Here is a 21,886-nt window from a genome sequence, read left to right as displayed (position 1 = left end):
TTCCTGGAGTGGGACCACGTGGACTCGCACGGAGCTAGTGGCAGCGGTCCCATGCTTCGGGGGAAGCGCCGCCGCGATCCTCGAACGGAACACCGACATCGCGCGCACCCTTGCGACCGCGCGGCTGGTCGCGGTCACCGGATCGTGGGATCGCCTCAGGTCTGATTCCGCGTTCCATGCGGTGCTGTGGGTCTCGGAGTGGCCGCTGTCACAGGTGTATCCAGGATTCCTCGCCCCGGTACTGCTGTCGTCGGGGATTCAACGCTCGTTCTCGCTCGTGTGCACGCCGATCCGGTCGGATCAGGCAGCACGTGACATCAGGAAGAAGAAGACCGAACTGAACTCGGACGCGGCGCAGCGGCAGGAGATGGGGCGAATCGAAGACGCCTCCCAAACCGCCGAATACGGTGACGTGCTCCCACAAGAAGCCGACCTCACCGCCGGCCACGGCGTCCTCCGCTACACCGGCCTCATCAGCGTCTCCGCACCAACCCCGGAAGAACTCGACACCGCAGTCGCAGCAATCGAACAGGCCGCAATCCAAGCCTCTTGTGAGACCCGGCGTCTCGTCGGGCAGCAGGCCCAAGCCTTCACCGTCGCAGCGTGCCGCTGTGCCGCACCGTCTGACCGAGTCGATGCACGGTTCGAGGGTGGCGCTCGGTGGGGGATATCCTTGAGGCGTGGATTCCTGATACGTCTCCAACTCTTCGACACCACGACGTCGGCCATTATCGACCCCAGGAACTCACACGCACCAGTCTTCTCGTCCCGCTCCGTTTTCGTCGTTCACGACGGTTGAACTGTGGAGCGATCCGCACATCTCCGAGCAGATGCTGATTCAGCATCTCGACCCGATCGCCCCGTTGGCTTCACGAGCACACGGGTTCATCGACCAGTCGGCCGAGTGGCTCATCGGGGCGCTCGCGCTGCATCCGGGTTCGAGAGTGCTCGACCTGGGCTGTGGCCCTGGACTGTACGCGCATCGCCTCGCACGGCACGGCATCCAGGTGCTCGGCATCGATGTCTCACAACGATCCCTCGATCACGCCCGCCACATCGCCACACGCGAAGGTCTGCCTACGTGTTCCGGCTCGGTGACTACCTGAGTGCTGACCTGGGCGAGGGTCATGACGCGGCCCTTTGATCTTCGAGGGCTACTCCGCCCTCAGCCCGGACCACCGTGCGACTCTGTTGCGGCGGGTGCGGGCCGCGCTCCGGCCCGGTGGAAGGATCGTGTTCGACGTCACCGCTGCCGCTAGGTTCGGCTCCTTCGTCGAGGGAATCGTGCAGGAGCCGAATCTGTTGGGCGGGTTCTGGGCGCCGGAGCCCTATGACGGTGTCGTGGAGACGTGGACCTATCCTGCCCTGGCGCTCGCGCTGGAGAAGTACACGATCACCACGGCGCGTGAACAGCGAGAGTTCTGGAACTGGACCCACTGCCTCACTCCCGACCTCGTCACACAAGAACTCCAATTCGCAGGCTTCGACGCACCCGAGGTCTACGGTGACATCGCTGGTGCCGAGTACGAACCGTCGTCTCCGACATTCGCCGTGTGCGCGCAGCGGACGTAGCCGTCACCGCGCCGCCAGCTTGTGATCCACCACCGCGCCTGAACTGGTGCGATATCGGTCCTGTCTCGTACCTCGAACGTCACCGGCAGAAGTTTCCCGCTCAGCGCGGTCTCCGCGATCCACCGGCGAACCTCTGCGGGCAGCTCAGGAAGAGCGCAGAGCCGGTCGGGGTGGCGTTCGGAGAAGTGGAACGTGACTCGCACGGAGCCCTTCCCGACAGCGAGCCACGCGATCGTCTTGGTTTTCAGCGTCGCCTTCGCTAGCCAGCCCCCGTCGCGGTAGTACCGCCATGACACGGTGACCCCCGAATCCGTCAGCACCGCGGTCAGCAGGTCCCAGACCTCGGGGTCGGCGCTCAGGGCGGCACGGATTATCCGCCCATCGGGCTGAATCGCACTGTCCTGGAACACTGACCCCACCCATCAACGGCACAGGCCGTGGCGTACCTACTCGACACCCAGCAGAGCAGGAGGCCCCAGTGTCAACGTTCGAGAACCCGACTGTCGACGCAGCGGAAGCATCCGAAGCGCTGCGCGGCCTCGCACACGCGACCCGTGCGTGTGAGAACCCCGCCGACACCTACACGGTGCTCGGTGATGTCCTTGCCGGGGTGCGCTCCCTCCGGCACGTGCTCGACCAGCTCGCCACCGCCCACGGGACGAACCGGGTGCGCGCATACGACGACGCCGCGGATCAGACTGCCGGCGCGACCTTTGCTCTCACAGCAACAGCCGCGTTGCAGCCGGCCGCGGCGCTCCCGGACGGGGGTGCATGACCGGGTCAATGTGGCGATGTCTGCTTCTGGGCGGATCGCCTGGCATCCCGCACCACCGGTGTCGCGGTGGGGGAGCGTGGTGTTCTTGCAGGGTCAGGATGCTGACGAGGTGCTGGCGATCGTCGACCGCGACTGTACAGACGCCGCGATCGAGCATCTGGCCGGGTTCGACATGGGCGAGGAAACCACGCAGGCTGCGCTTGTCGACGGATACGTCTACGACACGATCCCCACCGGTCCCCTCGACCGCACCACCACCACAATCGCCTACGCGCTGACCTACAACCATGACCACGGGCACGTCTCCCTGCTCCGCGCACACCCAGAACCACGAGAGCGGAAGGTAGGAGGTGCGGCGGCGCGAACCGCGCCGAGCCGGTCACTGGCGCAGGCAAACACCCGTGGTCGAAGACGAGGATGACTGGTTCGCGCCATCGCAGTCCTCGTCGGCGCTACGGGGGCGAGCATTGTGAGCGATCAACAGAAGCCCCATACCGCGGCGCTGGTCGAACCGGCCGGAGAGCGCCGCCGGCAAGGGAAAGCCCGTAAACATGCCGCGAAGATCGAGGCCGAAGAACCTCGTCGTCATCGCACACCAGATCTTCCCCGGCAAGGGCGGGCTCGTCACGAAACCGACCAAGAGCCGCAAAGAACGCCGCGTGCCGATCCTGGAACCGCTGCGGCCCGTGCTGGAACGCCTTGCTGAAGGGAAGGAGCCCGAGGCGCAGTTCGTGGTCGGGCCCAAGGGTGGGGTGCTGACGAGGCCGACCGTCCGCGACGCCACGAACTGGGACGGCATCGTCGCGAAGCTCGGGCTGCCCGACCTCACCCGGCACGGGCTCCGTCCCACGGGCGCGACCTGGATGGCCGATGCCGGGGTCCCGCTGCACGTGCTTCAAGAGATTCTGGGGCACGCCTCGATGGAAACCACTCGCGGGTATCTCCACCCTGACGACCGTCACCTTGCCCCCGCCGCCGAGCAGGCCAATGCCTTCCTCTCCGCTGCCGGGCAACGCAAGCACGCCCGACGCAGCATCCCGGCACCCAGGGGCCTGGGATGCGCTCAGATGCTCGCGGGAGTGCTCCTGGAAGCGTTCTGGTCCCCTTTTGGTCCCCTTATCCACAGGAAGGGGGTTCAAGGCGCCCCTTCGGCCACAGGTGACCGCTGGCGAGAGCGCCGGGAGGGACCAGAGGGGACCACGGAAAAACGACCGCCGGACATGATGAAGCCCAGGCGAGAAACCTGCTCTCACCTGGGCTTTTACGTTGCCCTTATTGACCTCTGTTCCAGTAAATACCCAACAGGGGTAGAAACCGAGAACCTGCGCCGGATCAGGGGTTCTCTCGTCGCATCCCGGACAGCGGGCGCTGACACCTTGCCGGACGGCGCTCAAACCTCTCGCGCTGTCACGGCTCCTCGCCGCAAGTGGAAGCGCCTGAGCGACGAAGCCCGCGCGCAAGTGGTCGCACGGTACTCGGCAGGCGACACTACGACAGCCTTGGCGAAAGACTACGACGTCGCCAAGTCCACGATTATCGGTATTCTCCGCGCCAACAATGTCGTTGTCCGCCGACAGCCGATGACGACAGACCAGGTCAGTCAAGCCGCCCGCCTCTATGAGTCCGGCCTCTCCTTGTCACAGGTGGCCGAGGCGCTTAGCGTGAACCAGGAAACCATGCGGGTGGCGATCATCAGGGCAGGGGTCGCCCTTCGCGAGCCGCGAAGGCGAAGGCGCCGCAGCCGGGCTGAAGGGTATGGATATCACCGCTCAAGAACGCGTCAATTACCGACCAAAATCGATTGTCGCCTATCCATAGTTTTCAGATAGCTCGCAACCATGCTGGCGTCGAGAATCAGCAGCTACACAAGTTCCAGCAGCCCTATGGAAGCGTCTGGCATTGGACGCCAGAGGGCCATCCGAGTAGTTGGTGCACCAAGCTACTACACCCAGCATCGGCAAGCGCGATCGTGCCCATTGCGACGATCAGCGAGACGATCGCGACAAAGAGTGCCCAGCGGCCAATCTTGAAGGCATCGACCGACGCACCTAACGATGCAACGGTCGAGAGGATGTCACGGTAGTCGCGATCTGCCTGTGCGAGTTGGCGGAACTGCTTGTTGTGCTGCTTCCTCACCTCTTTGTTGAAGCTAGTCGGCTTATCAGGCTTTCGCCCGGCCTTCTCGTCTCGGAACTTTGTCCAAGGAGTCGGAACGTAATCAAATTCGGCTCCGCCATCCCAACGCCAGACAGGTGACTTCCAGAATTCCGTAACGTCTCGTCGCACCGTCGCAATGTTTAGGCTTAGCGTAAGCAAGTTCCTGCGGAGCTCCCGTAGAGCAGCGGGCTTGAACTTGCCATGTCTGGTGCTCGCATGATCTCGAATGGCTGCATACCGCTTGTTGCTGACATGAAGAAACTCCGAAACCGCCAACATCACTTGCATGTTGTACATGTATTTGACGCGGTAGGAGATAGCCCGCTCAGCACTCCCTCCTACCATCGAGAGCGTGTCTTTGCCGATAGCCTCTATGATCGCATCCCGATTGCCCCATAGCGTCCAGGTCGGAGCATCACCTAATGCCTCATGCAGGTGATCATTGAGGGGTGAAAGCACCAGATTGGGTAGGTGCTCTGAAGTGACGTGATGGAATCTGTGATCATCAAGTCCGAGCGCCCTAAGCGCATTACTTCTCTTGATCCGCTCTTCGTGTGCCAGCTCTACGTACGGCTCCTCGGTTGGATCGAGCTGCTCAAAGAGCAGCAGATCAAATAGTGGCTGAGCTGACTTATGGATAGCGAAATACCCAGGAACCATCTTCGACATCCAGTCACGAGCTGCATCGTGAAGGTCGCGGCGCTTCGTCTGAGTCTGCCAGTATGCAGACCACTGACGGTCAAAGTTTCGCGGCCGCCCGCCCCCCTTGGTTGGTAGCATCATCGGTTCATGCCGCCGATGCCACTCCTCATCCAGTGATGTTGCAGCCACCTCCGTGAGCGTGAACTCCGCAAGAACCGCGGTCAGGCCAGCACCAACCTGTATGGCTCGAAGATGAATAACCTCGAACTGCGGGGGTAGATCCGCCTCGACACCGTCCGGAACAAACCACTTTGAATCTCTCTTCACAACATCGATAAGTCGCCACCACCAGGCCCCACCCCCGGAGCGGGAGCGTTCGAGCACCGTTGAATTGTCCTCTTCGTGGGATGCCCATCGCTGCCGACGCTGCCAACCGTTCTTGCGAAGTGCATGTTCGAAAGCGTGGAGTTCAGCGGGCGGGAACAGTTCAATCGCCCAGATTCCTGCGACCTTGACATGTTCATCCTTGGGCACGAACAGGTTGTGGTGAAGGTCGTCGAGCGGCCAAACCTTGTCGCGGTCGTGCTCCGCGAACGGGATCAGATAGTTGACCCCTGACCAAATCCAGTTACCGGCTCGTCCTGGGAAGAGCTTTCGCCTCCAACCTGAGCCGAGCCAACGGAGCGATCGATATGGCCAGTCATACCAGCGATACCCCTCTCCGATCTCTGGAACCAGATCATAGGCTTCTTCGATCACCTTAGAGATCGACGATTCATCCAGATCTCGAGGCGACCGTGGCTTTCTACGCTTTTGGCGATACTTCTCTCGATCGCCGTAGTCATCTACCGCCGGCGGAACACTCTCTGGCGGCTGATCACTCATGCCAGTCCTCGCTCGCTAACGGGGCACCGTTAAGCTCGTCGCGGCGTGGGCGCCAGTCCGGCAAGAACTGATCCATCAGCTCGGTGAAGCGCCGGTTGTGGCTGCGTTCGCGCAGATGCGTCAGCTCGTGTACGACGATGTACTCGAGGCAACGCGGGTTTTTCTTGGCCAGCTCGGGATTAATCCAGATCGTGCGGGAGTGCGCCATGCAGGTGCCCCACTTGGTCTTCATCCGTCGCACAACGATCTTGTCGACTTCGACTCCCATGATCGGTTGCCACTTAGCGAGCAGGGTAGGCAGGGCGGCCTTGATCTCTCGGCGGTACCAGCGATCCAGAGCGGAGAGCTTGGCCTCACTGTCAGCACCGGCGGGCGTCACTACCCAGAGTGTCTGCCCCTTGGTCTCGACGTGGAAGTTGCCCGAGGTGCGCGAAACATCGAGCCGGTATCGCTGACCCCAGACGTAGTGAGTTTCACCGGATTGCATCTCACGCTTGGTCTGGCGATCTGCCTTCTGCAGCTGCTCACGCTGACGCTTGATCCATGGCAAACGTTGGACGATCGCTAGCCGGATGGTGTCCTCGTCGGTGGTATCTGGAGCGGCAACGCGAACTCGCCCGACCGGCGGGTAGACGGAGATGTGCAGGTTCTTGATGTCCTTATAGACCACATCAATCCCGAGGCCGGCGACGGTGAGGTAGGCGCTAGCGGTACTCATCGTGCCCCTTCAGAAGCTTCACGAGTGCCTCCAGACGCTCCGCTTCGAAGCCGTCCGGTAGCTCGCGGCGAAGCGTGCGGGCCAGGGCACGCTCCTTGATCGGATTGCCTGCCCAGTCGTGCTCTTTGTTGTTCTGGATGACGTTGCTCAGGTACTCGACATCGACGACGATGTCGCTCGGCCAGCTGAAGTCGACCAGTGCCCGACGAGCTGGAGTTGATGCCCAAGCAGGGTAGGCGGTGTCCGACTCCTTCTTTCCGACCTGAGCGGTCAGGGAGAGGAGGTCGCTCAGGAAGTCGGCGTAGGCCTCGGCTTCCTCACGACGACGCTCGATGATGGCGTCGAGCAGTGAAGACATCTGGTCGTAGTACTTCGGGTTCAGCGCCCGCTCGTCGACGATGGTCTTGCGGACGTTGTTGATGATGGTCTCAGCCACCGCCTCGGGATTCTTTCGGATACCTTCCGGCAGGGTGTCGATGGCCCCGGCACCGCGTTCAACGATCAGCTGCACCAAGCCCTGGTCCAGGGTCGCCACCGTCTCTGATGGCTCGGCCAGGATGTAGGTATCGAGTAGCGAACGCATGCCTGCTTCGAACTGCTTCATGTCTATGTTCTCGCCAGCTCCACGTTCGACCTCATTGCGGACGGCAACGTAGTGAGCGACCTCATTCTTGATGGAAGCCGCTTCGGCAGCCGTGTAACCAGCCGACTCCATGTCGTTTGCCAAGGTGCCGTAGGCGCGAACCAGCGAAGCGACCGACTTATACAGCTCGATACGCTTCGGTTCGTTGAGCTTGATCTGCTCCGCATCGCCCGGCTCAAGCGAGACGAAGTAGTGCTGATACTCCAAAGTTCCCTTCGGCGGAGCCACGGGTTCGCAGAGGGCACGAACTCGCTCCAGTGCCTCATCCAGATCCTGCCGATCCTGCTCGGTGCGATCCTTGAGCAGTCCTTCGATGTCTTCCTTGGCGTAGCCGTCGAGGGCACCCGATGTGTAGTCCGAGATGGCTTGATCGAGCGATTTGAACAGATCACGGTAGTCGATGACGTAGCCGTATGTCTTGTCGTCACCATCGAGGCGGTTGACGCGGCAGATGGCCTGGAACAGGCCGTGATCCCGCATCTTCTTGTCGATGTAGAGGTAAGTGGCGCTCGGGGCGTCGAAGCCGGTCAGAAGCTTGTCGACCACGATCAGCAGCCGCATCTGGCCGGGCTCTTCGATAAAGCGACGCTTGACGTCCTTCTCGAACTCCTCAATTCGCTGCACCGCCTGGTCTGCCGACTCGTGGAAGTAGTCCGCCAGCATCTGGCGGTAGATGTCGTATTTGATCAGCTCTTCATTGTCGCCCGCACCCGTATCCTCTTTCGAGATCGAGGTAGCGGTCGGGACGTAGCTCGACACGATGGCGACCTTTTCCTTGAAGCCCGCCTGGACGAACATTTCGTAGAACTTGCAGGCCTGGTAGACGCTCTCGCTCACCAGCATCGCGTTGCCGCGTCCAGACAGTAAGCGAGGCTCACGCTCGAAGTCCATAAGGATGTCCTGCACAATCATGGCCGCGCGCGAACGAGCCGACACGACCTTCTGCATGGTGCCCCACTTCTTCTTGAGGCGTGCCTTGCTGAGGTCAGTCAGTCCCTTGGTCTTGATATCGAACCACTTGTCAACTTGCTCAGGGCCGATCAGATCCTGGTCGATGTTGCGAGCCGTGTAGCGCAGGTCGAGCACCACGCCGTCGCGCACAGCTTCATCGAACTTATAGGTGTGGATGAACGAGCCAAAAGTCTCGATGCTCGTCATCTTGTCGGCTTTGAGCAGCGGCGTGCCGGTGAAGCCAATGAACATCGCGTCCGGTAGCAGGGCAGTCATCGCCTTGTGCAGCTTGCCGCTCTGAGTACGGTGCGCCTCGTCGACGAATACGAACAGATTGCCCTTGGGCTTGAAGTCAGCCGGGATGCGAGAGCCCAGCTCCTTGATGAACTCGTCGCTGTCGGTCTCGTCCACGTCGTCGGTCTGGTCGCCGGAGCGGAACTTGTGGACGAGTGAACAGAGTAACCAAGGCTGGCTCTGGTTGAGCTTGCCGATCAGGTCAGCGCCCGAAGTCGACCGATAGATCGACTCGTTGACGCCGCCGAAGACCTTCTCGATCTGCTCATCGAGTTCGGTGCGATCCGTGATAATCAGGACGCGGGCATCGGTCTGATGTTCGCGAATCCACTTCGCCAGCCACACCATCGTCAGGCTCTTCCCCGAACCCTGCGTGTGCCAAATGATGCCGCCCTCGCGCCGGCGGACACGCTCCTGAGCGGCCTTGACGCCAAAGAACTGGTTGTGTCGGGCGGTCTTCTTGACCCCCGAGTCGAACACGATGAAGTCGTGAATGATCTCCAGGAGCCGATCCTTGGAGCACATCTGGAGCAGGGAACGGTCGAGCGGGTTCGGCTCCTCGCCGGACTCCTTCCACTCGAGCCAGTACTTTTCGGGTGTATCGATCACGCCATAGCGCAAGCCCTCGACATCGTTGCCAGCGAACAGCAACTGGACAGTCGCGAAGAACGGCCGCACGAAGTGCTGCTTCTGGTTGCCGATGTTTTGGCGGATGCCCTCGCTGACGCTGACCCACGAGCGCTTCAACTCGATCACGCCCAGCGCGATGCCATTGACGTAGAGCACGACGTCGGGACGCTTGGTGTGCTCACCCTTGATGGTGACTTCCTCAGCCACGACGAAATGATTGGCCTGCGGATTCTCCCAGTTGATCGGCCATACCGTCTCGGTGGTCTCGCCGACGTCGCGCTTCACTTTGACGCCGTAGCGGAGCAGCTCGTAGAACTTGCGGTTCGAGTCGTAGAGCTTCTGGCCATCCGCCAGAGAGGCGGCGGTCAGGAGCTGAGAGACCGCACGACGAATCAGCTCGTCGTCGTAGCCGCGAGCCTTCAGATTCTGGACCAGCAGAGCCTCGTCGATGTTGCGGTTGTCGAGATCCTCGCGGTTGCCGCCGTAGTCGTAGCCGAGCCGTTCACGGAAGAGAGCCACGACACGGTTCTGCGTCTTGCGTTCGATCTGACCTACGGTGCTCATGCTGCGGCCCCCTCGGTGAGACGCGTGCCCCCAGTCAGCAGTTCCTGCATCATGCCCTGCTTGATAGCCCGAGCAGACTCGAGGCGACGCGCCAGAGCGGCGATCTCGTCGTCGATGCTCTGAAGAACCGCACCGATCGCACGTTGCTCGTCCAGTGGCGGAAGATCGAGCCAGGGGTCCGTGTAAAATCCGCGCCCGAGGTTCGGCATGGCGCTCAGGCCGAGGTGAGCATCCATGGCGGCCCGTGCGGAACGGGTTTGCAGAGCAAAGTAGAGATAGACGCCCGTGATGAGCTGCGGCCTCGGCCGAAGTGCTCGGATAAAATTTGAAGAGTAGAAGCCTGGATCGCTGATAAGCGCCACGTTGCCGATCGTTCCACTCGCTGTTATAACAACATCGCCGGGGAGCAGGGCAGCGCGAGCGGCCTCTGATGTGGTTAATCCACGCAATGCGTACCCCTTTATGACGTGGTCCGCCGTCACGTCTCCCGCACGAATGACACGGCCTTCCACGGCTGCGCCTCCGGGCGCGCTCCCCCAATAGCCGGAGAATTTTGTTGCAACCGCCAGTAGTGACTCTTTGCGGCGCCATGGTCCGGCGAACCCCGGCAGGCGTGTACGGCCAGTCAACAGCTCCTGGATCAGGCCCCGCCTGATCCCGCGAGCCTTTGCGATACGGCATTTCATATTCGTAATTAGTCGATCCGCACAGGATAGCGAATCAGCGATTCTCCGCTGTGCTTCTATGGGCGGCAACGGGAACTTCAACGACTTGAGCCGGGCAAGATTGAATCCTGGAACTCCAGTGCCTACGGCTCCGCCAAGTATCGATTGCTGCATCTCAGATCCTGAGAACAGATAGTAGAGATACTCTGGTAGGACGATGCTGGGATCAGGAGTCAACTTCATCTGCTTGTTTGAGATGACATACTCGCGGTATGCCGAAGTCCCGTCGAGCAGCCCAACTTGGTTGATCGTCCCCCAGCAGCTGAATATCAGATCCCCCTCCCGGACAACAGATCGCGAGAACTCCGCCGCTTTGGTCGGATCTAGAAAGACCAATCCTTCGTCCCTGAAGCGAATCTCAGAGTCGGCGCTAAGATTGCTTCCCCTAACAATTGGGATCCCCGATGGACGGAAGAACCGCGAACCGATCGACGACCCGAAAGGGCCAGTAGACATAGCGTTTGCGGAACGGGCCGCGATATCCTCGACGGAGACGATGGGCCAGTTTGTCATGAGTACATCCCCATCGACGCAAGATGTTGTACAACCTTCGCGCTCGACGCCTCGATCTCGGCGTCGAGATGCCCGACCGTGGTCTCGTATCGTTCGGCGAGCACACGTAGGCGAGCCGTGAACTTCTGCACTGCTGTCACAAGCTCGCTCTCTATGCCCGTCGCGATGGTGGCGCCCCATTTGTCGTCAATGACGAGCTGCTTGATGTCGTCGGTGGTGAGCTTGCCGTACTGAGCCAGAGCCTGCTCCTCGAGCTTGGTCGTCGCTTCCTTGACCGCCTTCTTGGCGGCTGCCTCAGCGGCGAACAGGCTGGCGACGTGGTTCAGCGCCTTGATCTCATCGGGATCGGCTCTCTCGGCCTTGGCTGCACGGAGCCGGTTCTTGACTGTGGTCGCGGTGATCTTGTCGTCCTCGACGGCCTCCCAGAGCAGGCCTTCCTCGACGGCGTGCTCTTCGGTGTATTCCTCGACCGCCTGCGTCGCAGCTTCGAAATCGGCGGCCAGCTGGTCGAGCTGGGCCTGTTCATCGGCGAAGAACCGTTCGATGATGTAGTTCGGCGGAATAAGGTCCATGACCCAGCGCTTGGCCTTGGCGCCGGTACCGAAGGTCAGATGAGCGTCTTCATACTTGGTCTTGTTGCTCTTGTCTTTCCAGGTGCGGGCAGTACGAGGCTTGGCCGCGGCGTCCCAGCCTTCGCCGACGATCAAGGCGACATCGTCATGCATCGATGCGTTCCAGTAGCTCATCAGCTGCTCGTAGACGGCGTACTCGTCGAGCAGTCGATGCGCGCGGAAGCTCTCCAGGAGCGACTCACCAAGATCGGATGACAGATCGTTCGGCCGGGTCGATCCATCAATCCCTTCGAGTGCCGCGCGGTTCGCGTGCCACCACGACTTGACGAGATCCGTTGTTTCAGAGCTGATCACTGCGTACTGGCCGAAGCCAAGCACTGTCGACTCGATGTAGGCCTTGCTGATCTTCAGTTCCGAGTAGCCATCGCGTAGAGGCGAGAACAGCTCTTCGCGCAGGCCGGGGAAGGCGTCCCAGTAGAGCTGCAAATCGTCGAGGTCGCGGTTCGGGATGCCGCCCTGCAGGTGGGCGCGGAGATCCTGGATGTCCTCCGGCTCGGACGAGCCGATGTAGCGAGGGATGTTGAGGTTGTAGTCGTTTTTCGCGTCCTCGATCTCGCTATTCGGTACAAAGCGAGAGAAGCGATCGATGTCCGCCTGAGACAGATAGGCATCGATGATCTTTCGCATATCGCGCGGGCGCAGACGGTTCTTCGGGCCGTCTTTCTCGAAGCCCTTGGAAGCGTCGATCATGAAGATGCCCGTGCGGTTAGCGGCGCTCTTCTTGTCGAGAACCAGAATGCAGGCCGGGATTCCGGTGCCGTAGAAGAGGTTCGCCGGCAGTCCGATGATGGCCTTGATGTAGCCGCGCTTGATCAGTTCTTTGCGGATCTGTGCCTCGGAGTTCCCGCGAAAGAGCACGCCGTGCGGCAGGATGACCGCGCCACGTCCGGTCGACTTCAGCGACTTAACCATGTGGAGCAGGAAGGCGTAGTCACCGTTCTTATCCGGCGGCGTTGCGAAGCCGTCGAAGCGGCCGTAGTCCTTCTCGAACCCGTTCTTCCAGGTCTTGACCGAGAACGGAGGGTTGGCCACCAAATAGTCGAAGGTGGTGAGCTTGTCGCCCTCACGGAACTTTGGATCGGCCAGGGTGTTGCCCTGCACGATCTCGTGGGTCTCGTTGCCGTGAAGGATCATGTTCATCCGCGCCAGGGCCCACGTGGCGTTGTCGTTCTCTTGGCCGTAGATGGTGAGGCCGTTTGGTGCCGCGTCGGCCACCTTGATGAGCAGCGAGCCCGAGCCACAGGTCGGGTCGTAGACCGTCGTCGACTTCGGCGTTCCCGCCGGGATCTGCAGCAGCTGAGACATCACGCGCGAGACCTCGGCAGGCGTGTAGAACTGGCCCTTGCTCTTGCCGGACTGCGTGGCGAAGTGCCGCATCAGGTACTCATAGGCATCCCCGAGCAGGTCGTCACCCTCGGCCCGAGAGCCGGTGAAGTCGATGTCCTGGAAAATGCCGATCAGGTTCGAGACACGATCCTGGAGATCCTTGCCAGACCCGAGCTTGGTCGGGTCATCGAAGTCGGCGTTGTTGATGACGCCCTGCAGGCTGTTCGCCTCCGCCAGCTTGCGGATGGCGACGTTGACCTTCTCGCCAACGTCCGGCTTGCCCTTGAGGGTGATCAGGTAGTCGAAGGAGCCATCCTCGGGCACCTCGATCAGAGCGTAGGGGTCAGCCTTGGCCTTATCCGAGACGTACTTCACGAAGAGCAACGTCAGGACGTAGTCCTTGTACTGGCTGGCGTCCATCGAGCCGCGAAGCTCGTCAGCACTGCTCCAGAGGGAGCTGTACAGGTCAGACTTCTTGAGGGCCACTACCACCTCACCGTCCTCGATGGCACGTCGTGTGCCGGGCGCGTTGGCTCTCTGTGTTGCTTCATCGGGTTGTGCTCCTCCGCGCCGAGGGCGCGTCTTAAGTTGTGCTCATAGTGCCGTGTCCCAAGGTACCCGCGACCTCCGACACTGCTAAGGTGCCGCGCCGCTCGGGCGGGTCGGGCTGTCGCAGGCGGGAGCCGGACGGCTCGACCGGGACGCTGCGATCTACCTCCCATTCTCTCATAATCCTCAATTTGCTGGAATAGGAATACCGATATCTGTCCAAGAATTGCCTGGTGAGAAGCCATTTCAGTATTGTCTCAGCAATCGATTCATGTTATATTCCGACACAGTAATGCGTCCGGATTTCCACCACACCATCACAGACTTTTCTTGCACCCTCACCATTCGAGGGGGTGACTTCGGAGCCACCCAGTAATGCGCCTGGTTCCGGATCTCTCACCAGTCGGTTGGTTCCTATTCGGGGCGATGGTGCTCCTGATCTTCACCTATCTCTACTTCTGGTGGATGGTGATCAAGGCCAGTGCTCACAAGCATGTATCTCGTGAGAAGGTCACCAACCTGAAGCTCGCCGCGTCTCTCGCTCATGCGAAGGGGAAAGGGAACACGCATCGCTTCCTGATCCAGATCACCACCAAGGGCGGTGCGCTCTCCGTCGTCCAGCGCGGCATCGACAACGTCCTCGCGGGCGTTGCCCGCTATCCGGTGCTGCAGAAGGTCGTCTGGGTCGAGATCATCACCGAGGACGCCGACGAAGTGGCCGCGCTCCAGACCCGCTATCGCAACGCGGTCATCCCGGTGACGCCGTACCTGCTGCCGACGGACTACCGCACGCCGAAGGACACCCGTCTCAAGGCTCGTGCGCTGGAGTACATGGTCGAGCAGCACCGCGCCTCTCCGACCGATTCCTACGTCGTGCACTACGACGAGGAGTCCGTCTTCACTCCCGACAACCTTGCACGCCTGGTGCATCGCCTGAGCCGTCATCCGGTCGGGATCTCGGAGGGCATAATCTCCTATGGTCTGGACTGGAACGAGACGACGCTGCTGAACAAGGCGATGGAGTCCAACCGTCCCTTCGGCTGCCACGAGTGCTACTCCGTGATGACCAGCCCGCCGCCGATGCATCTGCACGGCTCGAACCTCGTCGTCCGTCAGGATCTGGAGAACCAGATCGGCTGGGACATCGGCAACCTCGATGGTTCCGCCCTGATCGCGGAAGACCTTGTCTTCGGTCTCGCCGCGTATCTCAAGTTCGGGAAGGACGTGTTCGGGTGGCATCACACCGAGATGATCGAGCAGCCGCCGTTCACGTTGAAGGCCGCCTACAAGCAGCGTGAACGCTGGGTTTTTGGCGCGATGCAGGCTCTCGCGCACATCCGCCAGCAGCCGGATTGGATGCGTCTGTCCCGGAAGGATCGCTGGCACATCAACGTGATCATTCGCCTGCGGGTACTGACCTACGCCCTCGGCTTTCCGGTCTCGCTGCTTGCGCTGGGCTCTAACGTCGTCATCCTGCTCATCCTCGCCACTGAAGCCGTCCGAGAGGGCACCATCACGGTCGTCGCCCCCGAGCTGACTGTCTACGGCATCATCACGACGATCGGGCTCGTCCTCTGGATGGCGGGCACGCAGCTCGGCTTGTTCTACAACCTCCGTTATACCGGCATGAGTCGTCTGCAGAAGCTTCGCGACCACATCCTGGTGCTCCTCGTCACGCCGTTCGCCGGTGTCATCGACACCGCCGGCCCTCTCGTGGCCGTCCTGAAGTGGCTCGCAGGCATCCGTGAGGTGGCGTGGAAGCCGACCCCGAAGCTCGCCGTGGATCGGAAACGGCAACCTAAGCGCGTCGCTGCCGCCGAAGTAGCAGCAGGAGAAAAAGCAGCATGAGCAGTTACCACCAGCAACGAGAAACCCGCAGCCGGGTCATCTTCACCGTCCTGATCATTGCCGTCACCGTCGGCATTACCTATGGCCTCATCCGGCTCACCCTTCCAAGCCTCACCGGCCAGACCACGACCACGAACAACGCGAGCAATCAGACCGCCGAGAAGCAGGAAGAGGAGAAGGATCTCCCTCGCGGTGACGCGAAGCGCGTTGCCGACCTCGACCGCCTCGCCGCAGCACTCAAGACCTACAAGGAGCAGCACGGCGGGTATCCGATCAGCACCGGCACCTGCGCAGGCGGCAGCTTCGACAGCGACGCCGACCTCGGCCTCCAGACCGACCTCGAACGCGAAGCCGTCATCGACGCCATCCCACGTGACCCGGCAGGCATTGCCAAGACCACCAGGGCAGCGCAGGGCACCGAGGCGACCAGCACTGAGGACTGCGACACCATGTACGGGGCGAAGCACTACCTCTACTACTCCAACGGCACCAAGTTCGCCCTCATCGCCAGCGTCGACGACGCCGACGCCATCCCCGACGACGCCGCAGGCGTCTACCTCGCAGAAGGCGACCGCGAATGGTTCGACGGCTCAGCCCTCATCGCCGACTGGCACTGGAGCCGCAACGTCTACATCGTTAGCAACCAGAAGCTCGCAGAAGCCATCAAGAAGTAGCCCCCGCCAACAACGGTGAAATGTGGCGATCTTGAATCACTCGCGACAGGAGATCAGTAACCGCGACCCCATCTCCTTGTTTCCGAACAACGTCATCGCGTGGCAGGGCGCTGAGAGCCTCAGCCGTTCGTCACCAAGATAGTGTCCGGGTTCTCGTCGTCAGGCGAACCATCGCTTCGGATATCCCACGCCTCCGGCGCCGGACCGAGTATCTTTCTGGCTGACTTGACGACGAACCATCCGAACAGGCCATTGCCGCCACCTCCGATGGCGGCACCGATCATGAGCGGCACCTGCTTGCCGAGCACCAGGATCCCTTGCTTGGTGCCCCACTTCGTGATGAAGCGCGGCCCAAGCAGCTTGTTGGCTGCGTCGATCGCTGCCATCGGGATCGCCTGAACGACCTTCTTCCCCCAGTAGGGTGCGGCGCGACCGATCACCTTCTCGAGCACCTGCGTCGATGCAGAGTTACCCACCAGCACGCCCGTCACCAACAGCCGACGCCGTTCGATGTCTTCTAGATCCAGGCCATGAATCTCCGCGACCGACAGTGTGTACAACACCGACGCCTCAAGGTGCGTCAGCAGGTCTGCCAGAGCAGCAGGCACCTGGACGAACCCGTTGGGCACGACCGCTGCCGCGCCTGCTCCAACCCCTGTGGCGGACACTGACCCGATGTACCACTTGTTCATGTAGGCAATTAGCTCGGCAGGCGACTCGTCCGGATGCACACGGCGCAGGCGCGCCACGTTCGCCACCGCGACTGGCTGCTGACTGTCGAGCGCCTTATTGAGCCCCGCTTTGACCAGTGCCTTCGAGTCGAACTTCTTTGCTTCTGCCACAGGCGGATTATCTCAGGTCGATGTCTGCCGGCTCGACGGATACGACCTCGTCATTGCCACTCGGGTAACGTCTCGCGCCATGCGTGCTGCTCCGGTAGCCCCACACGTTCCTCCAGCGCGAACGCACGGTAGTGCCCAGGCAGCAGCACCGGCGCCTCTGTCTCGTCGACCAGCAGCAGATCCCACCGATCCTCGTAGCGCACGAACGTCGACAGCGAGACGCGGGAGCGCTCAACTGGCGCGTTGCGTTTGCCTGGCTCGATGCCGGGTTCGGTGAGCCAGTTCATGTGCTCGATCCACGCTGCCGCTGCAACGTGCGAACGGGGCACGACGAAGTTCCGCGGTGCCAACGTGAGGTCGTGTGGCACGGCCACCATGACGAAGTACTCACGCTCGTGCTGGCTCGGACTCTGCGACTTCGGGCCAAGCGGCCAGCTGATCGAATCCCATCTCCCGCCGCGCGCCGTCTTCACCTGGATCTCGACCAGGCGGCGGTTATCTGGCTCCGTCAACACGGCGAGGATGTCCGTACGCTCCAGACCATCGCGGGTCAGCGCTGGCGCCCATCCACGTCGCGCCAACTCCGCCGCAACATGATGCTCCCCGATCGTCTTCGTCTGCTTCGTATCCACCACGATTCGAGGCTACCGAGCGGCCCGGACATTGCCTGCGTCAGTCGGGGAAGGGCGGTTCGTCACCCCACATCGCGGACGCCACCCGGTTCGCTGAGGCGCTTCCGACCCGGTTGGCTGAGATGCTTGGGCTTGAGATCCGCGCCGAGTGCGTCGAGCGGTAGACCACCCGGTCGCCCACGATGGTTCCGGCGTAGTTGCCGGATGGGTCGAAGACATACTCGCCGCGGACGCGTCCGACGTACGTTCCCGAGCGCGCAAACAGCCGGTCACCGTCCCGCCTCAGCGGACGGCCATTCTTGGTGTAGAGATCTGCCATGCCGAGATTGTCCTTGATACCCCCGACATCCTGACGAGGAGCCTCCATGCCGCTGACCGATGAGCAGAAGGCAGCCCGAGCTGCCAAGCGTCGGATGACGAACGCACTCAAGGAAGAGGCACGGGCTCACCGGGACGAAGCCCGTCGCAGGGAGTGGGTTGAGAAGGGGATGTATCTCACGAGGGAAGAAGCTGCAGCGGGCGAGCCCTGTCGCGGGTGCGGTCTGCCCGTGATCGACAACCTCGGGAGCTGGCGCGGCACCATGTACCTCACACGAGAAGAGCGCATCGAGTACGACGAAGCCGAGGCGAGGTTCAAGGAGAGGCATCCCGACTGCGGCTCACACCGTTGGAGTATGTCCGGCTCCCGGGCAACCCACTGCGGCTACTGCTGTCCGCCGATCCCGTTCTCCGACGCCCAGCTCGAAGCCGTCGCTCGAATCTTCAGGAACTCCAAGACCCGTGAGGAAGACCTCGACATCTGGGAGCGCACGCTCACCTGCGGGCACACCGTGCAGCAGACCGTGCATCACACCAACTCAGGCCCAAGCTTCTCAACCCAGCACTGCGCTGACTGCGGTGTGACGCGCGGTGTCGTCTCGTCGGAGAAGATCGTCACTGCCGAAACCCGCAAGCGTGAAGCCCAGAAGGAGCGCGACAAGAAACTCGCCCGCGCCGAGCGCGAACTCGCCAAGGCCGAGAAAGCAGCAAAGGAGGCCAGACGAAAGCGCGATGAGCTTCGAGCAGGCGAGCCCTGACCAAGGGTTCTACGCGCTGCCCTGGAACTGCCACCAGGCAATGACCGTTGCCGCGACAGTTGCCAATCCCACAACAATCGCTCCAATCCGCCTACCCAATGTCCAGAACGGCCCGTCAGCACTCTGGTCGACCTTCACCGATGCGGATGCGCTCTCACCATCAGCGTGAGCGACGTTCACTCGGTTGCCCTTGCCGTGGATCACGATGTTGACTGCGTTCGCGGCCTGGGAGGCTGTCGGCGCATCAGCGTTCGCCGGTGTTACCGCACGTAGCTCTCCGAGCAGTTCCGCAAGTCGAGTGCGCACCTGGTCGACGAGCCCTTCAAGCGCGGATGCACTCACGCTCCAGTAGATCGCATTGATGTGCTGGTACGGGTTGCCGGACGCCTTATCCATCCACTGCGCGAGCACGCGCTCACCTGGCAACGAGACGCGCACGGTCTTACCTTCGCCGCTGCCATCGATCATGGCCTGGATCTCGCCAATGCCTTGAAAGAACAGCACCTGGTTCTTGATGTGTTCGCGTGCCTGCTCCGGAAGCTCGTGCGGTGCGATCGTCAGGTGCGAGACCCCTCCCGCGCCCACGATGGCATCGAGTTGGATGATCGCCGGGATCTTGCGGTAGTCGGGCAGGTCATCAACCAGCACGTCGGCATAGCCGCGTAGCTCCTGCGATGCCCAATCCCGCAGCTCGCTCGACCCGGCACGGCCGCCCAAGACAATGAGCTTCCGAAGCACATCCGCGACCGGCATACCGTCGAGCAGGTCACGCTCAATCTCAGTGAGCAGGGAGGGAACAGGAGCATCCGACACGACTCAAGCTTGACAGGCGCCACCGACATTGCCCGGAGCCAGAAGTGCGCACCGCGAGGCAGAGCGGCTCCCCTCCTGCGAGCTGGGAAGTAGGTGGCGACGAAAACGGCGGCATCCGCCGAGCGAGAGCGCATAGCTCTCAAGCTCGGTCGGATGCCGCCATGGGCACGACAGGTAGGTCAGCCGATGTGGGGTAGGTCGTCCATGAGGATCTGCATGCGCCGAGGAAGCTCCACGGCGGACACGACTCTCACGTTGACCGCGTCAGTCCACCGCTCGCGGAACACCACTGCCCACGCCGCCGCCGAGAAGTAGTCCTCGTGCCGGATCAGGCTGAGGCACCAGCTCGGATCGCCGTGCATGAGCGGCAACAAGACGCTCGACAGCTTGCCATCCGGCCAACTGGGCTCGAAAGTGCCGCCCATCTGAACGGCGACGGCATACTCTCCGGTGCGCGTGAGCAGATTAACGACCCCCTGTGACAGGTCGGTGCTGTCACCGTTCTCGTCGGGCAGCCCCACGATCACGGCGTTGCCGACGAGCATCGCCTTATGCGCGCCGGGCACGTGGTACCACCACAGGAACGAGGCCCTGGGGTTGAACGGCAGTCGAGATATCAGACCCTCCTCGTTGACATAGATCGTCACGCCGAGATCGGGCACGTCGACCGCCTCGATGCAGCCGTCCACGGCTTCCCGGTAGTCCTCGAGCGTCTCCAGCTCGCGGATCTGCAGGGCTTCACTGTCATCTGCTGGGACGCAGATTCCTTTGACCATGATTCGCCTCCTCCTGTGCGAGCGACCGGGAACCGAGATGGTTCCTGCTGCAGCCGCATGACACGGACAAGGCAGTAGGTGAGGAAGGGAAGGAACGGCGGTGGCCGGCCCGGAGGAGAGCGTGAAAGCTCTCAACTCCGGGCGGCCACCGCTGCGCATAGGTGGGTCAGGTGCTGGTCGCGCTTGACGACTGCGCCTGCTTGGGTGCGCGGGCCGACGCCTTGGTGTCCTTGCCTCCAAGGACGGCGTTGATCGCGTTGCGCCTCGTCTCAGCGTCGCGCTCGATCTCGGCCCGCACCTGCTCAGCGCGCTTGAGCACCGCAGGGTCGGACTTCGACTGCTCGACCCAGTGCTCCAGCGCGATCCGAGTCTCCTCGGTCACACTGCGCTCGTTCAGCAAAGCAAGGACTTCGAGCTGCGCTCGAGTGTCCTCGCTCGTTCTCACCGACAGCACCTTGTAGGCGGCACTGCCGTATCCCGACACGGCGGGTGGCTGCTCGCTCATGGCGAGACCTCCTTCATGCGTGCGGCCCGCGATCCAGGGCGGATCACGTTCAAGCCGCAGAGCAGGAACGAAGTAATCGCTGATTATGACGGAACAGATAGCCGAGTCAATGGTCCGTTCGGGAATGATGTTCATAATACAACGAGAAGCCCTTGAAAAACGTTCCCATTTCCCGCATATTCATAAGCAGTATATGCAAGACCATCAACTGAATAATTCACCATCCAACGCACAAAGGCGCTTAACGGTTAGGCGTGGAACAGCATCACGCGGATTCACAATCGTCGAACTTCTCATCGTGATCGTCGTCATCGCCATCCTGGCCGCGATTAGTATCGTTGCGTACAACGGAATCCAAGACCGAGCTCGTCAAACTGCTGCAACCTCAGCCGCCCGTCAGCTCTCCGACAAGGCAGAGATCTACTTCGTCGAGAACGACAGCTACCCCGCGAACCTTAGCGCCATTGGCATCGAGGACTCTGCCTCGACGAGCTACCAGTACCGCTTCAGTTCCTCGTCCCCAGACATCTACTGCGCTACGGCCACATCTGGCAACAAGAGTGCATGGGTGTCCAATGCACAGAAGACACCACAGGACGGCGCGTGTGCGGGGCACGCCAACGGAGGCGTCCAGCCAGAGATCGTGACGAATCTTGTAAGAAATCCTAAAGGCCTATCCGGCGCGGTCGGGAACGGCTTTTTTACCGTGACGAATGCGGGAAACGCACTCACCTTAAATGTACCTTTTGGCGAAAGAGATAATTGGACGCGCGTAAGAATTGCAGGTGCGACCGGCCTCTATCGAATGAGTGTTCAACCATCCGATCTCGAAGGCGGGGAGTCCTATACTGCATCCGTACTTGTCGCCAATCCCGGTACGACGACATTAAATGTATTTATGGACTTTTGTGACACTCCAGGAATATCCACAACACTAGCCGCAGGGGAGATTAAACGCATAAGCACCACGGGGGCACGAGCCAACTATGATTCTACATACAGCTTTATGGACATTTCGACGACGAACGCTGGAAGTGAATTCTTAGAGGCTTATTCCTAACTCGGTTACCAGCCGAGCCGGTAGAGTTCGAGGCGTGTGACGAGGTGGATGATGTTGGCTAGTCGTTTCAGCTGTCTGCGGTAG

The 21,886-nt window shown here is 61.4% G+C and carries 22 protein-coding genes; 10 read left to right on the top strand and 12 right to left on the bottom strand.

The window, feature by feature from the left end; translation table 11 throughout:
• The first annotated feature begins 37 nt into the window (after positions 1 to 37).
• The 3 genes from BMX93_RS01335 to BMX93_RS13040 all read left to right on the top strand — a co-directional run bounded on the left by BMX93_RS01335 (position 38) and on the right by BMX93_RS13040 (position 1,572).
• A complete protein-coding gene (locus tag BMX93_RS01335) occupies positions 38 to 799 on the top strand; it encodes an SCO6880 family protein (RefSeq protein ID WP_245725666.1) in 762 nt (253 codons plus the stop codon).
• Positions 800 to 830: 31 nt separating this feature from the next.
• Positions 831 to 1,106, top strand: a complete 276-nt coding sequence (locus BMX93_RS13045; protein WP_218139175.1) for a class I SAM-dependent methyltransferase — start codon at positions 831 to 833, stop codon at positions 1,104 to 1,106.
• Positions 1,107 to 1,233: 127 nt separating this feature from the next.
• Positions 1,234 to 1,572: a hypothetical protein gene (locus tag BMX93_RS13040; protein ID WP_218139174.1), complete on the top strand. Its 339-nt coding sequence runs from the start codon at positions 1,234 to 1,236 to the stop codon at positions 1,570 to 1,572.
• Here BMX93_RS13040 and BMX93_RS13485 read toward each other — a convergent pair.
• Positions 1,500 to 1,982 (bottom strand): DUF3788 family protein, encoded by a 483-nt coding sequence (locus BMX93_RS13485; protein WP_177170010.1) that lies wholly within the window; start codon positions 1,980 to 1,982, stop codon positions 1,500 to 1,502. The genes BMX93_RS13040 and BMX93_RS13485 overlap by 73 nt on opposite strands.
• Before the next feature lie 68 nt (positions 1,983 to 2,050).
• Between BMX93_RS13485 and BMX93_RS01320 the strand changes: the two genes are divergently transcribed.
• The 3 genes from BMX93_RS01320 to BMX93_RS13035 all read left to right on the top strand — a co-directional run bounded on the left by BMX93_RS01320 (position 2,051) and on the right by BMX93_RS13035 (position 4,176).
• Positions 2,051 to 2,347: a hypothetical protein gene (locus tag BMX93_RS01320; RefSeq protein WP_091966914.1), complete on the top strand. Its 297-nt coding sequence runs from the start codon at positions 2,051 to 2,053 to the stop codon at positions 2,345 to 2,347.
• 16 nt (positions 2,348 to 2,363) lie between these two features.
• Positions 2,364 to 2,768 carry a hypothetical protein gene (locus tag BMX93_RS01315; protein ID WP_143052772.1) on the top strand — a complete coding sequence of 135 codons (405 nt, stop codon included), beginning with the start codon at positions 2,364 to 2,366 and terminating at the stop codon, positions 2,766 to 2,768.
• Positions 2,769 to 2,898: 130 nt separating this feature from the next.
• A complete protein-coding gene (locus BMX93_RS13035) occupies positions 2,899 to 4,176 on the top strand; it encodes a tyrosine-type recombinase/integrase (protein WP_218139173.1) in 1,278 nt (425 codons plus the stop codon).
• A 52-nt stretch (positions 4,177 to 4,228) separates the two neighbouring features.
• On the opposite strand, the gene BMX93_RS12640 is transcribed toward BMX93_RS13035, so the two are convergent.
• From BMX93_RS12640 to BMX93_RS01285, 5 genes are read right to left on the bottom strand one after another with little or no spacing between them, the layout of a single operon-like run.
• On the bottom strand, positions 4,229 to 6,031 hold the full coding sequence (locus tag BMX93_RS12640) for a hypothetical protein (RefSeq protein ID WP_143052771.1): 1,803 nt from the start codon (positions 6,029 to 6,031) through the stop codon (positions 4,229 to 4,231).
• Positions 6,024 to 6,749 carry a M48 family metallopeptidase gene (locus tag BMX93_RS01300; RefSeq protein WP_091966908.1) on the bottom strand — a complete coding sequence of 242 codons (726 nt, stop codon included), beginning with the start codon at positions 6,747 to 6,749 and terminating at the stop codon, positions 6,024 to 6,026. The genes BMX93_RS12640 and BMX93_RS01300 overlap by 8 nt, the downstream gene beginning before the upstream one ends.
• A complete protein-coding gene (locus BMX93_RS01295) occupies positions 6,736 to 9,831 on the bottom strand; it encodes a type I restriction endonuclease subunit R (RefSeq protein WP_091966906.1) in 3,096 nt (1,031 codons plus the stop codon). Before BMX93_RS01295 ends, BMX93_RS01300 begins: the two co-directional genes overlap by 14 nt.
• Complete coding sequence (locus BMX93_RS01290) at positions 9,828 to 11,069, bottom strand: restriction endonuclease subunit S (RefSeq protein WP_091966904.1); 1,242 nt, start codon at positions 11,067 to 11,069, stop codon at positions 9,828 to 9,830. The genes BMX93_RS01295 and BMX93_RS01290 overlap by 4 nt, the downstream gene beginning before the upstream one ends.
• On the bottom strand, positions 11,066 to 13,513 hold the full coding sequence (locus BMX93_RS01285; protein ID WP_091966902.1) for a type I restriction-modification system subunit M: 2,448 nt from the start codon (positions 13,511 to 13,513) through the stop codon (positions 11,066 to 11,068). The genes BMX93_RS01290 and BMX93_RS01285 overlap by 4 nt, the downstream gene beginning before the upstream one ends.
• Before the next feature lie 438 nt (positions 13,514 to 13,951).
• On the opposite strand from BMX93_RS01285, the gene BMX93_RS01280 reads away from it, so the two are divergent.
• Complete coding sequence (locus BMX93_RS01280) at positions 13,952 to 15,424, top strand: glycosyltransferase family 2 protein (RefSeq protein WP_091966900.1); 1,473 nt, start codon at positions 13,952 to 13,954, stop codon at positions 15,422 to 15,424.
• Positions 15,421 to 16,098: a hypothetical protein gene (locus BMX93_RS01275; protein WP_091966898.1), complete on the top strand. Its 678-nt coding sequence runs from the start codon at positions 15,421 to 15,423 to the stop codon at positions 16,096 to 16,098. Before BMX93_RS01280 ends, BMX93_RS01275 begins: the two co-directional genes overlap by 4 nt.
• 119 nt (positions 16,099 to 16,217) lie before the next feature.
• Here BMX93_RS01275 and BMX93_RS01270 read toward each other — a convergent pair whose 3' ends face one another.
• The 3 genes from BMX93_RS01270 to BMX93_RS01260 are packed head-to-tail and all read right to left on the bottom strand — an operon-like array spanning position 16,218 to position 17,891.
• On the bottom strand, positions 16,218 to 16,940 hold the full coding sequence (locus BMX93_RS01270) for a hypothetical protein (RefSeq protein ID WP_177170009.1): 723 nt from the start codon (positions 16,938 to 16,940) through the stop codon (positions 16,218 to 16,220).
• A 50-nt stretch (positions 16,941 to 16,990) separates the two neighbouring features.
• Positions 16,991 to 17,575 carry a hypothetical protein gene (locus BMX93_RS01265; protein WP_218139172.1) on the bottom strand — a complete coding sequence of 195 codons (585 nt, stop codon included), beginning with the start codon at positions 17,573 to 17,575 and terminating at the stop codon, positions 16,991 to 16,993.
• Positions 17,576 to 17,612: 37 nt separating this feature from the next.
• Positions 17,613 to 17,891, bottom strand: coding sequence for a hypothetical protein (locus BMX93_RS01260; RefSeq protein ID WP_091967216.1), 279 nt, complete (start codon positions 17,889 to 17,891; stop codon positions 17,613 to 17,615).
• Between the two features lie 46 nt (positions 17,892 to 17,937).
• Here BMX93_RS01260 and BMX93_RS01255 point away from each other — a divergent pair, with 46 nt between their 5' ends.
• Positions 17,938 to 18,648, top strand: a complete 711-nt coding sequence (locus tag BMX93_RS01255) for a hypothetical protein (protein ID WP_091966894.1) — start codon at positions 17,938 to 17,940, stop codon at positions 18,646 to 18,648.
• Between the two features lie 9 nt (positions 18,649 to 18,657).
• Here the strand turns inward: BMX93_RS01255 and BMX93_RS01250 are convergent, their stop codons facing one another.
• The 3 genes from BMX93_RS01250 to BMX93_RS01240 all read right to left on the bottom strand — a co-directional run bounded on the left by BMX93_RS01250 (position 18,658) and on the right by BMX93_RS01240 (position 20,877).
• Positions 18,658 to 19,461 carry an AbiTii domain-containing protein gene (locus BMX93_RS01250; RefSeq protein ID WP_091966892.1) on the bottom strand — a complete coding sequence of 268 codons (804 nt, stop codon included), beginning with the start codon at positions 19,459 to 19,461 and terminating at the stop codon, positions 18,658 to 18,660.
• 179 nt (positions 19,462 to 19,640) lie between these two features.
• Positions 19,641 to 20,237 (bottom strand): DUF3846 domain-containing protein, encoded by a 597-nt coding sequence (locus BMX93_RS01245; protein WP_177170008.1) that lies wholly within the window; start codon positions 20,235 to 20,237, stop codon positions 19,641 to 19,643.
• Positions 20,238 to 20,403: 166 nt separating this feature from the next.
• A complete protein-coding gene (locus tag BMX93_RS01240; RefSeq protein ID WP_177170007.1) occupies positions 20,404 to 20,877 on the bottom strand; it encodes a hypothetical protein in 474 nt (157 codons plus the stop codon).
• On the opposite strand from BMX93_RS01240, the gene BMX93_RS01235 reads away from it, so the two are divergent.
• Complete coding sequence (locus BMX93_RS01235) at positions 20,828 to 21,802, top strand: type IV pilin protein (protein ID WP_143052770.1); 975 nt, start codon at positions 20,828 to 20,830, stop codon at positions 21,800 to 21,802. The two genes, BMX93_RS01240 and BMX93_RS01235, sit on opposite strands and share 50 nt — an antisense overlap.
• Positions 21,803 to 21,886 lie beyond the last annotated feature (84 nt).

The sequence above is a fragment of the Propionibacterium cyclohexanicum genome, from assembly GCF_900111365.1.
Lineage (GTDB): Bacteria > Actinomycetota > Actinomycetes > Propionibacteriales > Propionibacteriaceae > Propionibacterium > Propionibacterium cyclohexanicum.
Note: the sequence above shows the minus strand (reverse complement) of the source record. Positions and strands in the feature narration are given on the sequence as shown.

Coding starts and splice junctions, on each gene's coding strand:
- BMX93_RS13045 (WP_218139175.1), top strand. CDS start 831: ATGCTGATTCAGCATCTCGACCCGATCGCCCCGTTGGCTTCACGAGCA.
- BMX93_RS01315 (WP_143052772.1), top strand. CDS start 2,364: ATGTCTGCTTCTGGGCGGATCGCCTGGCATCCCGCACCACCGGTGTCG.
- BMX93_RS13035 (WP_218139173.1), top strand. CDS start 2,899: ATGCCGCGAAGATCGAGGCCGAAGAACCTCGTCGTCATCGCACACCAG.
- BMX93_RS12640 (WP_143052771.1), bottom strand. CDS start 6,031: ATGAGTGATCAGCCGCCAGAGAGTGTTCCGCCGGCGGTAGATGACTAC.
- BMX93_RS01300 (WP_091966908.1), bottom strand. CDS start 6,749: ATGAGTACCGCTAGCGCCTACCTCACCGTCGCCGGCCTCGGGATTGAT.
- BMX93_RS01295 (WP_091966906.1), bottom strand. CDS start 9,831: ATGAGCACCGTAGGTCAGATCGAACGCAAGACGCAGAACCGTGTCGTG.
- BMX93_RS01290 (WP_091966904.1), bottom strand. CDS start 11,069: ATGACAAACTGGCCCATCGTCTCCGTCGAGGATATCGCGGCCCGTTCC.
- BMX93_RS01280 (WP_091966900.1), top strand. CDS start 13,952: ATGCGCCTGGTTCCGGATCTCTCACCAGTCGGTTGGTTCCTATTCGGG.
- BMX93_RS01275 (WP_091966898.1), top strand. CDS start 15,421: ATGAGCAGTTACCACCAGCAACGAGAAACCCGCAGCCGGGTCATCTTC.
- BMX93_RS01260 (WP_091967216.1), bottom strand. CDS start 17,891: ATGGCAGATCTCTACACCAAGAATGGCCGTCCGCTGAGGCGGGACGGT.
- BMX93_RS01255 (WP_091966894.1), top strand. CDS start 17,938: ATGCCGCTGACCGATGAGCAGAAGGCAGCCCGAGCTGCCAAGCGTCGG.
- BMX93_RS01245 (WP_177170008.1), bottom strand. CDS start 20,237: ATGGTCAAAGGAATCTGCGTCCCAGCAGATGACAGTGAAGCCCTGCAG.
- BMX93_RS01235 (WP_143052770.1), top strand. CDS start 20,828: ATGACGGAACAGATAGCCGAGTCAATGGTCCGTTCGGGAATGATGTTC.
- BMX93_RS01240 (WP_177170007.1), bottom strand. CDS start 20,877: ATGAACATCATTCCCGAACGGACCATTGACTCGGCTATCTGTTCCGTC.